This window comes from Entomomonas moraniae, assembly GCF_003991975.1.
Taxonomy (GTDB): Bacteria; Pseudomonadota; Gammaproteobacteria; order Pseudomonadales; family Pseudomonadaceae; genus Entomomonas; species Entomomonas moraniae.
In genome coordinates, this window is sequence record NZ_CP029822.1 from 1,680,074 (window position 1) to 1,691,977 (window position 11,904).

The following is an 11,904-nucleotide window of genomic DNA, read 5'->3' on the forward strand; positions in this document are numbered from 1 at the left end:
AACTATTTTATCTGCTCTAAATAAGCTTGAAAACTAGGAGCAATCGCATCTTTATCTGAAACAATAAAACCAGACTCTAAAGCAGGCCACTCGATCGCTAAGCGAGGATCATTCCAAATAATTGCACCTTCTGACTCCTTATTATAAACATTTGTCGTTTTATAAAGAAAATGCGTATTATCTTCTAACGCCACAAACCCATGGGCAAAACCCTCTGGAATCCAAAACATTTTTTTATTTTCAGCACTTAACTCAACAGCCACCCATTGTCCCAATGTTTTAGAGTCCGGACGAATATCAACCGCCACATCCCATGCTGAGCCCTGTATCACGCGTACCAATTTACCTTGTGCATAAGGGGATCGTTGAAAATGTAACCCTCTTAGTACACCTTTTTGAGAACAGGAATGGTTATCTTGAACAAAACGATTAGGCGTTGGTAACCCTAGAGACTTTAGGGCATCATGAAAATTGGTTTCATGATAACTCTCCATAAACCAACCACGTTCATCACCAAATACTTGGGGCTCAATAATAACAACATCAGCAATATTCGTTTGAATTAATTTCATAATAATAGCTCTGCAATAGCTCTTTTTACCCCTACTTGCCAATCAGGCAAATAGAGATCAAAGTGTGTAGCCAGCTTTTGTGTCGATAGTCTTGAATTAAGGGGACGTAAAGCAGGCGTTGGATATTGTTGTGTGGTAATAGCGGCTAAGTGATTTATTTTTAACTGCTCGGGTATATATTGCTTAGCTTCTGCAAAAATCAGTTTTGCAAAATCATACCATGAGGCCTCACCACTCGCTGATAGGTGATAAATACCTGTTTGCTCTTTTTTAAATACATTAACTGTCTGCGCAGTGATATCAGCAATTAGCTCTGCGCCTGTAGGAGCTCCGACTTGATCAGAAACCACACTCAATGAGTCACGATCACGCCCTAAGCGCAACATCGTTTTAATAAAATTATTACCATGTACCCCATAAACCCATGAAGTACGAAAAATCAAATACTGGTGAGCTATTTCTTGGACTACTTGCTCGCCTGCTAACTTACTCTTACCATAAATATTCAATGGATTAGGGTTATCTGTTTCTGACCAAGGTGCTGAACCACTACCATCAAAAACATAATCGGTTGAGTAATGCACTAATAAACTATTGTGCTGATTAGCAAGTGTTGCTAATAGAGCAACCGACTCAGCATTGACGTAAAAGGCAAGCTTCTCATCACTTTCTGCTTTATCAACAGCGGTATAAGCAGAAGCATTCACAATGACATCAGGCTTATAGTCTGATATGCGCTGCTTTAACGCTTTGAGATCATTCAAGTCACCCCCAAAATCACGGCGACCTAAAGCAAGCAACTGCCCAATAGGTGATAGAGCACGTTGTAACTCCCACCCCACTTGGCCATTTTTACCAAGTAACAGTATTTTTTTAGCCATATTGCTTTTCAATCCATTGGCGGTAAGCACCGCTTTTAACATGTTCAACCCACTCTGTATTGGATAAATACCACTCAACAGTTTTTCGTAAACCTGTTTCAAAGGTTTCTTGTGGTTTCCAACCAAGGTCATGAGCAATTTTACTGGCATCAATGGCATAACGCACATCATGACCGGGTCTATCTTTTACATAAGTAATAAGATCAACATATTGATTGATACCTTTAGGATGCGTTGGTGCAAGCTCTTCTAATAAATCACAAAGTGCATAAACCACATCAATATTGCGCTTTTCATTATGGCCACCAATATTATACGTTTCGCCTACATTACCTTCTGTTAAAACTTTGTAAAGCGCACGGGCATGATCTTCTACGTAAAGCCAATCGCGAATTTGATTACCTTCGCCATAGATCGGTAAAGGCTTACCTTCCAAAGCATTAAGGACCATTAAAGGAATAAGCTTTTCAGGAAAATGATAAGGACCATAATTATTAGAACAATTAGTAATTAATACGGGTAACCCATAAGTCCGCCCCCAAGCACGAACTAAATGGTCTGAGCTCGCTTTGCTTGCTGAATAAGGAGAGCTTGGTGAATAAGGCGTTGTCTCAGTAAAAAGATCAGTAGTTCCCTCTAAATCACCATAGACTTCATCAGTTGAAACATGGTGAAAGCGAAAAGCTTGCTTAGCTGGCTCTACGAGCGTATTCCAATAATGTCTTGCTACTTCTAGTAGCGTATAAGTACCGACAATATTGGTTTCAATAAATGCAGCTGGCCCCGTAATTGAGCGATCGACATGAGACTCAGCCGCTAAATGAATCACTACATTAGGCTGATGTGCATCAAATACTTGCTCTAGTGCTGTTTTATCACAAATATCTACATGCTCAAAGTGATAACGCTCACTCCCCGCAATGCTCTTTAGTGACTCTAAATTACCTGCATAGGTTAACTTATCAACATTAATCACCGTATGATTAGTTTCATTAACGAGATAACGCACAAGTGCTGAACCAATAAAACCCGCACCACCTGTCACCAAAATTTTTAAATTAGTTTTCATAAGAAAGCGTCTTTTTATTTCGTAGTTTCTTTAATAAATGGATAAAACTCTTAGGCAAACATGCCCCTAAAAATACAATAATGCCATACATCAATTTATGTGCCATCAATAACTTAGCCGTTTGAATGGCTAACCTTCTATTACCTGCTTGAGCCGCATATAAACCAAAGATAGTGGTATTATATAAAAGGAATGTCTTTAATGTAGAGTTTTTTTCTAGTAAAGCTCTTTTTGAAGGATTTAGAAAATATTGAATATGGTAAGGTAATACTAATTTAACCCTAGCATGGCTTCTATTTTCTGCATTACGATAGACTATAGTAGCTAATTTAGCACTAAACATAATAGGCGCTGAGAGGGCTATACTTAACCAAACAAAAATATCCTCCCCCAGCTTAGCCTCCTTTGGGAATCCTCCTATCTGTTCTAGATATTCTTTTTTAAGACAGGTATTTGATGAACAAATCAGTGAGCGATTCTCTTTATAGCTTAGGAAAAAATCAGCTAATTGGCCATAGAAATTCGGATTTATATTGACTAAATTACCTATAAACTGTTTACCATGTTCATCCACTTCAGCATAACGAGCACAATAAATCCCCGCTTTGTCATTAAGCTTTATCAGTCCCACTATTTGTTCTAAAAAGTTAGGGCGCCACTCATCATCAGCATCTAAAAAACATAGATAATCTGAACAAGCAACCTTTATTGCTGTATTTCTAGCGGAAGATACACCTTGATTTTTTTGTGAAATGACTTTAATACGTGAATCATCAAATTGTTTTACAACGTCTAAACTAGCATCTGTTGACCCATCATCGACAATGATTAACTCATCAAAAAAAGCAGTTTGTTTAAGCACAGAATTAACAGCTCGATTAATCGATTTTTCTTTATTATAGAGAGGAATAATGACACTTAAACGATAAGTCAATTGTAAACCTCCCTTAATATTTTCTAATATTCTTTAATAACTTTATAAATAATAGAGGCAATTGCAGATATTTATTTTCCCCTACTTGTAACTTTACACGAAAGGACTCAAGCAATGAGCCTATAACATTGGTACTGCTCACACCAGTGACTGAGTGAAAACCTGTTACAGTATCAATATAATGAAAAATACATTTATGTTTGGTTGCTGTTAAAATAAAAAGTTCATCAGCAGCAATAGGATATGAGTGTGAATAAAAACCTATTTGCCGATGCAGCTTTTTACTAATAAGCGTACCTATAGAATGTGCTGCGATACAAGCTTTCATTCCATATAGCCAAACTTTACCCTTAGGCTTAACTAAAACATCACCAATCTGAGTATTTGCTGAAATAATATCTGCATTAGGCTTATCTAAAACAGCCTCTCGAAAAGAAGCGATCGCTGTATTATAAAAAAGGTCATCTGCACCTGCTGTTATATAATAATCACCAGATGATACTTTAATCCCCCGATTAAGTGCATCATAAATACCAAAATCTGGCTGAGAGGTTATTTTTATATTTAAATCATTAATGCCCTCTAACAGCGCTAACGTTTCATCCGTAGAACCACCATCGGCGATAACCCATTCAAAATCTTTGTCTGTTTGATTCTGTAAGCTTTCGATTAATGCTGGTAAGCAACCTGCCGCATTAAACGTTGCAGTAATAACGCTAATTTTAGGTTGAGTTAACAGTGTATTATCGTCCATACCGATCCTCTAATCGAATAATATCATCCTCTCCAAGATAAGATCCTGATTGCACTTCAATCAATTCTAATGCAATTTTACCTGGATTTTCTAACGAGTGTATTTCACCAATCGGAATATAAGTTGATTGATCTTCTGTTAACAAATAGGTTTCACTCCCTTTGATAATCTTAGCCGTACCTTTAACAATTACCCAATGCTCAGCTCGGTGGTGATGTTTTTGCAAAGATAATTTAGCCCCTGGTTTTATAGTAATACGTTTAACTTGATGACGCTCGCCAACATCGATACTGTCATAAAATCCCCAAGGACGATAAACCTTGGTATGATTAACAATCTCTTCTCTATTTTGCTGCTGTAATGTATTAACAATAGATTTAACTTGTTGGATTTTATCTTTTGTGGCGACTAACACAGCATCCTTTGTTTCAACCACAATCATATTATCAATCCCTAACGTTGTAACAAGACGCTTGCTGGCATAAACTAAACTATTCGTTGTTTGCTCAAGCAATACATCACCTTGAGTACTATTGCCATTACCATCTTTATCTATGGTATCCCATAATGCTGACCAAGAACCTATATCACTCCACCCTGCATCTAAAGTAACCATCGCTGCTCTATCTGTTTTTTCCATCACAGCATAGTCAATAGAGTCAGAGGGGCATTCACTAAAAATCTCTTTATCAATACGTGTAAAATCAATGTCAATCGTCGTAGACTGCATGGCTTTTTGGCAACATTGATAAATAGTCGGTTGATATTTTTCTAACTCTGCCAAATACGCTTGCGCTGAAAATACAAACATACCACTATTCCAATAATAACCACCTGATTTTAGATAGTGTTTTGCCTTTTCAATACTAGGTTTTTCAATAAACTGCTTCACTTGGTAACTATCATCAGCTAATAACTTACCTTGTTCGATATAGCCATAACCCGCTTCTGGGGCAGTTGGTAATACACCCAACGTCACTAAGTAATTTTGTTTCGCTAATAAAATGGCACGACCAATGGCTTTTTCAAAGGCATTGACATTCTGGATCACATGATCCGCAGCTAAAACCAATAAAATTCCCTCTGGGTTTTCTTTGGCTACTTTAAAAGCAGCCAATGCTACAGCAGGTGCCGTATTTTTTCCTATAGGTTCCAACAAAATGGTCGCTTGTTGGTCGATTTCTCGTAATTGTTCTGCAACTAAAAAACGATGCTCTTCATTACAGATAATAATAGAGGTTTGTTTTTTAACACCCGCTAAACGCTTAATGGTTTCTTGTAATAACGAATATCGACTTGTTAATGCTAAAAATTGTTTAGGCCTAGCCTGTCGAGACAGGGGCCATAACCTTGTTCCAGAACCGCCCGACATAATAACAGGTGTAACAAATTGCTCCATTTTTAACATAACAATATCCCTATCCTATTTAGCTGATAGTAAATAATGGCACGCCCGTCAAGGCTGACATAGTTTGACGATAGTTATTAACTTTTTCAGGGTAAACAACCCCTTCCACCGTAGAAAGACCACGTAATATAGGAAATAAATGAATGTCATCTTCTGACCACTCACCATTACAAGCTGAAGCAGATTTAATCAATCGCTCTAGCTCTAAGAGCTTTTTATTCATTTCAGCAACACGCACCTCTGTTTGTTCAAAAAGTGTTGCAAAATCCCCTAAGAGTGCCTCTTTCTTCCGTGTAAAATAAGCTCTAGCCTCAGGGGTTACAAACTCAGGCAATGTTGAATTATTTGCATAACGAGGAATAACAAGCCGGTTGAAATTATCGTAAATGCTATCTATCCAAGGGATTACAGCAGGATTTGAAGCCCCCGTTAACACAGGCTTGCCATCCAGTTGGTCAACATGCGTAACAATATCCATACTTTCAGCCATGTAATGTTCCCCCTCTTGTAAAATAGGCAACATTTTTTGCCCAATCATCTTTATCGGGGTTTCTTCGTCATCATTTAATAGATAAGTAATGGTATACGGGCGGTTCTTAAACCCAAAAATCATGCGTGGCTTCACGCAAAAAGGGCAATGATCATAAATATATAAAACTTCCATAATAACTCCTTACTTATCTTTTTGGCATAAGGTAAACTAGTTAACTTATTCTTCACTAGGTTTCGCATGCTCAGTAACGAACTCAAAACAACTATACAACAAGCTTACTCCACCTTTTTAGACAAAAAAGGGTTAAAGCCACGGTATGGTCAAAGGCTTATGATAGCAGAAATTGCAAAAGTCTTTGGTACGATTAAAACCGATGAGAAAAATCAGCGTGTTAATGATCCTGCTATTATAGCAGTAGAAGCTGGAACAGGCACAGGAAAAACCGTAGCTTATACGCTTGCATCAATACCTTGTGCACAATTTGAAGAAAAAAAACTGATTATCTCTACCGCAACAATCGCACTACAAGAGCAGATTATTTACAAAGATTTACCTGACATCGCAAAAAATACAGAATTAAAATTTAGTTACGCACTTGCCAAAGGGCGTGGACGTTATCTTTGCCTCACAAAACTAGACCGCCTACTCCAAGAAGACCAATATGGGACGGAGTTTTTATTTGAGGATACATCTCAGCCCGCGGAAAAAATAGATACTGATTTTTATAAATCCATGCTAGATAAGCTAGCCGGTGGTCGTTGGAATGGGGATCGTGACGACTGGAAAGACCCGATCACTGACGAAGTCTGGCAAACAATCACCACCGACCACAGCCAATGCTCGAATCGGTTATGTACCAATTTTCAGCAGTGCCCTTTTTTTAAAGCACGCCAACAACTAGACGAGGCTGATGTAATCGTCACTAATCATGACATGGTTCTCTCTGATTTGGCCCTAGGCGGTGGCATGATACTTCCCGCGCCACAAGAGAGTATTTATATCTTTGATGAAGGCCATCATCTTGCCGACAAAGCGATTAATCACTTTGCTCATTTTACTCGTTTACAATCAACCAGCGATTGGCTAGATCAAACTGCTAAAACCCTAACAAAACTTTTAAAACAGTACGCGCCAGCGGGTGATTTTGGAAAAATTCTCGAGAAAGTGCCAGAGCTCATTCCCTCATTAAAAGAACAACTGCACTTCATGTTAACCACTTTAACTCAGTTATTTACGATTCCAGAACCCCCCAATGACCAACAGGAACCTGCTCGTTATCGCTTCGCGCATGGTGTTGTTCCTGACGAAATCACAAACCAAGCCACCGAACTAAAAAAGGGCTTTACCCTACTCGTTGATTACTTAACGCGTTTAGCTGAGCAGTTAAAACAAGCTATTGATGGAAAAGCAAGCCTAAGCATTCCCTCGTATGTAGCAGAAGATTGGTATCCTGCCTTCGCTGCCTTATTAGCAAGAGCCGAAGGTAACTGGGAGCTATGGGCAACTTTTAGCCTAATAGATAAAGAAGGCGTTGCCCCCCATGCTCGTTGGTTAACCTTATTCACCTCAGGTAATTACCTTGATATTGAAGTCAATGCTAGCCCCATTTTAGCAGCTGATACACTGAGGCGTTGCCTCTGGAATACAGCTCATGGAGCATTGCTTACCTCTGCTACCTTGACGGCATTAGGAAAATTCGACCGCATTAAAATGCAGGCAGGACTACCCGACTCTACGGTAACGTGTGTTGTCCCCAGCCCATTTCAATATGAGGAAGTCGGCCTATTGCGTGTTCCCAAAGCCTTGGCTGACCCACGAGATGCCAAAGAACATACGGATGATATCATTAAACTGATTCCTGAGCTCACCAAAGATAATAAGGGATCACTGGTACTTTTTTCTTCTAAAAAGCAAATGCAAGATGTATTTTCAGGGCTTTCTAAAGACCAACAAAAAAGCATCTTGATGCAAAGCAGCTATTCTAAACAAGAGTTATTAAAACAACATAAAGCACGTATTGATAAAGGTTCAACCAGTATTTTATTTGGTCTGGCTAGCTTGGCTGAAGGTGTTGACTTACCTGGGGAATATTGCGAACATGTTATTATTGCCAAAATTCCGTTTGCTGTTCCTGACGACCCTATTGAGGCCTCATTAGCCGAATGGATTGAAAAGCGTGGCGGTAATCCCTTTATGGAAATCACTGTCCCTGATGCATCGTTACGCTTAGTACAAGCCTGTGGTCGCTTAATTCGTACAGAACAAGATAAAGGCACAATCACCCTGCTAGATCGCCGTATTATTCAAAATAAAAGCTATGGTAAAGCCTTGCTAAATGCTCTACCACCATTTCGCCGTGAGTTCTTTTAACGCTATAGCTGACAATGCACAGATTGCCAAAGGTTATTTAACTGCTCTTTACTAAGGGATAATTTTAAAGAATCACCAAATTGATGTTGATATGCTTGGTACACTTCACTCGCTTCAGGCATGGGCTTACGTGACTTATTTTCTAATAAACGACAGGCTGCATTTTGCTTAGTTAAAAACTTAATTTGCTCTTTCTCTATAGGTATAACTCTTGTTTTATTATTGAATGATACCAATGTATTTGCAAACGTACTAGGGTCTTTTACTTGATGACTACGCGCTAAAAAATCATACATTTGAACATTATTTAATAAAGCCAACTTTTGCTTAGAGGCCATATTCTGCTGTTGTTCAACGGCAGGGTTATAAGATAACGTTGCCGCCTCTAATTGATAATTTTGTTGTGATTGGTATAAAAGCCCTTCATCAATTGTTTGGTCTATAATATAAGCAGAAATACCAATCAACAAAAAGAATACAGCAGTGTATTTTATAAATTTATATTTCATGATTTAACTCCACAAGGAAGCGCTAATATCTTCTGCCAGTCTTGTGTTAGCGTTTTTATATAATTCTCTTGATCTTCTCGTTGTTGTTTATATAATCTTGGTTTTTCAGCTTCTGGGAAAAGAGAGTCATAATAATTACCTATCATTGGGTGTTTTTTACGGTATGCCTGTAAATCACACAATAACGCATGATTTTCTTTTTCTTTAGACGCTAACTCGTTAAATCGAAATAATCGAATCAGCCAATCGATACGCTCTTGATTATAAGACCAAACCATTACTTTAGCATTTAAATTAACCTCATTGAATGCGTCACTAGGAATACCTGCTAACTCAACTGTACGCATCTGATTCCAAGCAAACACAGGAGACTCTATATAGTGCTGATAATATCTCGCATTATAAAATCCTCTTAATGATAAGTAGCCAGATACGACAATAATACAGAGTAGCAAAAAGATAATTATTATTCGTTTTATTAGTTTAATCATGATTATTAATCTATTTTCTTTATAAAGGAATACTATTTAAAGGTTGTCTATTACAAGCAATATAACATTATATACGGATAGAATACTCTGATTCTCTTTCTATTTTCACCATTAAACTTGTTATTACTAATACTATAACAAACACTCAAATAGTTAAGTTCTATACAATAACAAACCTTTCTTTATCACAGCAATACGACTTAATGGCAAATTAGACCTTCTCCGTTTGGCAATTATCAGCCATTGTTTTATTAATAACCCTTTTATTCGACTCTTAAGAGGGTTTAAACCGCTTAAAGTTAGTTACTTTGTGCTAAATTCATCATCAATTTAGCTGTTAAATACAATCTTCTTGGTATAGCTTCTGTAGAAATATACTCTGCTGTCGTTGTATGGTATCCAACTCCTGGTAGCCCCAATCCTTCAATTACTGGATTTCCCGATAACGCTGCAAAAGCAGCATCTGTTCCACCGCCAGATTTAGGAAACACCTCTAAGGTATAACCAATAGATTTATAAATTTCTATGGCTTTATCGATCAGTAATTGATCTGATTCTTTCACATCAAATGCTGGGCGAGCCGTAGCAATATCAAGATTTATTTTAGCCTCTGGAAGCTTTTGCTTCGCTACACGATCTTTAAGATCATTTACAAAAGAGTTAAATTTATCATTGCTAGGATAACGTATATCCGCCGTTAGACTGGCATTAGCTGGCAAAATATTTCTAACCTCCCCCCTTGTGCCATCGTCCATGTAAAACGTAAACCACCGCTCCCTTCATTCAGATCAACAGTACGTAACACTAAATCAGCAGCCTCAACAATAGCATTAACACCTTTTTTTGGTTCTGCCACAGCATGAGCTGCGCGTCCGGCAATAGCAACTGTAGCAGTACCAATACCTGAAGTGCCTAGTGGCACCCCCTCTGGATCCACACTTGTTGGTTCAAAGGATAAAATATAATCATTCAGTTTCGCTGTTGAAGTAATAAGATCCTTTGAGCCTACTGAGCTTTGCTCCTCATCAGTATTAAACAGTACGGTAATTGTTCCAAAATTTTTAAAGTTTTGTGCTTTTAATAACTTCAAACTATGCAAAATAACAGCGATACCACCTTTAGCATCAGCAATGCTGGGGCCATAAGCAAGATCACCTTCTACTCGAAAATGTGCTTTGGCTAAAGCACCTCTGGCATAAACAGTATCTTGATGTGCTTGAAGCATGATATTTTTACCGCCTTTGCCATGTAGCACACCGATAATATTATCACCAACACTCACCCGATCAGCGGTTGACCCTGTGGTAGGATGTCTAGTCACTGTAAAGCCTAAGCTTCTTAATTCTTGTTCTAATAAATTATTCATTTCTGCCATGCCCACAGCATCGGCAGGCCCTGACTCAATATTGACTAAACGTTCCAATGTATCTATAACGGCTGTTTTTTGTCCATTTGCAGCATAACGATTGGTTAACTGTTTCTTCTGGGACTACTGGCTTAGTAGGATCAAAAGGTCAACTATCAAGCTCGGTAATAGTCGCTAAAAAATATTTTGTTTTCATATTAAGCACCTGTTTTCATATTATTATTTTAAAAAATTATGCAAAAATTCATTTTTGCAAAGTCATAGTATTAAAGTGATCAATATGCATAACTGACTAATTAGGCTAAATACAAAAAAATAACTATCAAACTATATTTTTATACAAGAGACATTAACTTAGCTCAGCCATATAGCTAAAAATCCATTTAAATAATAGAACCCAACAACACTCTCTGCTAAAATCGCTTACAATTTTTAACGGTATTAGGGATTTTTGGTATGAGTATTAAAGCTGATAAGTGGATACGCCGTATGGCATTAGAACATGGCATGATAGAACCTTTTGTTGAGCGTCAAGTTCGTACTGAGGGAACTGAAAAGCTTATTTCTTATGGTGTTTCTAGTTATGGTTATGACGTTCGCTGTGCAAACGAATTTAAAGTATTTACCAATATTCACTCAGCGACTGTAGATCCGAAACACTTTGATGATAAGAGTTTTGTCGATATTATCGGGGACGTTTGTGTTATTCCCCCAAACTCTTTCGCACTTGCACGTACTGTTGAATACTTTCGTATTCCTCGCAATGTTTTGACTATTTGTTTAGGGAAAAGTACTTATGCGCGCTGTGGCATAATTGTTAATGTCACCCCATTAGAACCTGAGTGGGAAGGTCATGTTACTTTAGAGTTTTCAAATACAACCAATCTACCTGCCAAAATTTATGCGCATGAAGGTGTTGCACAAATGCTATTTTTGGAATCTGACGAGGTTTGTGAGGTTTCTTATAAAGATCGTGGTGGCAAATATCAAGGGCAAACAGGCGTCACGTTACCTAAAGCCTAATCAATAAAAGGGGGATAAAAGTCCCCCTTTATTC

General features: G+C 37.9%; 13 protein-coding genes. 2 read left to right on the forward strand and 11 right to left on the reverse strand.

The genetic code is table 11. The annotated features are described in order from the left end of the window. Positions 1-2 precede the first annotated feature (2 nt). Genes rfbC through grxB form a run of 7 tightly spaced genes read right to left on the reverse strand, consistent with a single transcriptional unit; the run spans position 3 to position 6,282 of the window. Positions 3-572 carry a dTDP-4-dehydrorhamnose 3,5-epimerase gene (gene rfbC, locus DM558_RS08030; protein ID WP_127163324.1) on the reverse strand — a complete coding sequence of 190 codons (570 nt, stop codon included), beginning with the start codon at positions 570-572 and terminating at the stop codon, positions 3-5. Beyond that, positions 569-1,495 (reverse strand): dTDP-4-dehydrorhamnose reductase, encoded by a 927-nt coding sequence (gene rfbD, locus DM558_RS08035; protein WP_228411714.1) that lies wholly within the window; start codon positions 1,493-1,495, stop codon positions 569-571. Before rfbD ends, rfbC begins: the two co-directional genes overlap by 4 nt. Continuing rightward, positions 1,446-2,522 (reverse strand): dTDP-glucose 4,6-dehydratase, encoded by a 1,077-nt coding sequence (gene rfbB, locus DM558_RS08040; RefSeq protein ID WP_127163326.1) that lies wholly within the window; start codon positions 2,520-2,522, stop codon positions 1,446-1,448. The genes rfbD and rfbB overlap by 50 nt, the downstream gene beginning before the upstream one ends. Then, the gene (locus tag DM558_RS08045; RefSeq protein WP_164731424.1) at positions 2,512-3,456 is read right to left on the reverse strand and encodes a glycosyltransferase family 2 protein; all 945 of its coding nucleotides are present in this window, start codon (positions 3,454-3,456) and stop codon (positions 2,512-2,514) included. Before DM558_RS08045 ends, rfbB begins: the two co-directional genes overlap by 11 nt. A 13-nt stretch (positions 3,457-3,469) precedes the next feature. Beyond that, on the reverse strand, positions 3,470-4,210 hold the full coding sequence (locus DM558_RS08050) for a glycosyltransferase family 2 protein (protein WP_127163330.1): 741 nt from the start codon (positions 4,208-4,210) through the stop codon (positions 3,470-3,472). Further along, positions 4,200-5,618: a mannose-1-phosphate guanylyltransferase/mannose-6-phosphate isomerase gene (locus tag DM558_RS08055; RefSeq protein WP_127163332.1), complete on the reverse strand. Its 1,419-nt coding sequence runs from the start codon at positions 5,616-5,618 to the stop codon at positions 4,200-4,202. The genes DM558_RS08050 and DM558_RS08055 overlap by 11 nt, the downstream gene beginning before the upstream one ends. A gap of 19 nt (positions 5,619-5,637) precedes the next feature. Next, on the reverse strand, positions 5,638-6,282 hold the full coding sequence (gene grxB, locus DM558_RS08060) for a glutaredoxin 2 (RefSeq protein ID WP_127163334.1): 645 nt from the start codon (positions 6,280-6,282) through the stop codon (positions 5,638-5,640). 66 nt (positions 6,283-6,348) lie between these two features. On the opposite strand from grxB, the gene dinG reads away from it, so the two are divergent. Then, positions 6,349-8,481 (forward strand): ATP-dependent DNA helicase DinG, encoded by a 2,133-nt coding sequence (gene dinG / locus DM558_RS08065; RefSeq protein WP_127163336.1) that lies wholly within the window; start codon positions 6,349-6,351, stop codon positions 8,479-8,481. 2 nt (positions 8,482-8,483) lie between these two features. Here the strand turns inward: dinG and DM558_RS08070 are convergent, their stop codons facing one another. The 4 genes from DM558_RS08070 to DM558_RS08085 all read right to left on the reverse strand — a co-directional run bounded on the left by DM558_RS08070 (position 8,484) and on the right by DM558_RS08085 (position 10,904). Beyond that, entirely contained in the window at positions 8,484-8,990 is a 507-nt protein-coding gene (locus DM558_RS08070; protein ID WP_127163338.1) for a hypothetical protein, read from the reverse strand. Continuing rightward, entirely contained in the window at positions 8,987-9,481 is a 495-nt protein-coding gene (locus tag DM558_RS08075; RefSeq protein ID WP_127163339.1) for a hypothetical protein, read from the reverse strand. The genes DM558_RS08070 and DM558_RS08075 overlap by 4 nt, the downstream gene beginning before the upstream one ends. Positions 9,482-9,780: 299 nt before the next feature. Next, complete coding sequence (locus DM558_RS08080) at positions 9,781-10,200, reverse strand: M20 family metallopeptidase (protein WP_164731425.1); 420 nt, start codon at positions 10,198-10,200, stop codon at positions 9,781-9,783. Beyond that, positions 10,179-10,904, reverse strand: coding sequence for a M20/M25/M40 family metallo-hydrolase (locus tag DM558_RS08085; protein WP_127163343.1), 726 nt, complete (start codon positions 10,902-10,904; stop codon positions 10,179-10,181). Before DM558_RS08085 ends, DM558_RS08080 begins: the two co-directional genes overlap by 22 nt. Positions 10,905-11,303: 399 nt before the next feature. Between DM558_RS08085 and dcd the strand changes: the two genes are divergently transcribed. Beyond that, a complete protein-coding gene (gene dcd, locus DM558_RS08090) occupies positions 11,304-11,870 on the forward strand; it encodes a dCTP deaminase (RefSeq protein WP_127163345.1) in 567 nt (188 codons plus the stop codon). Positions 11,871-11,904 lie beyond the last annotated feature (34 nt).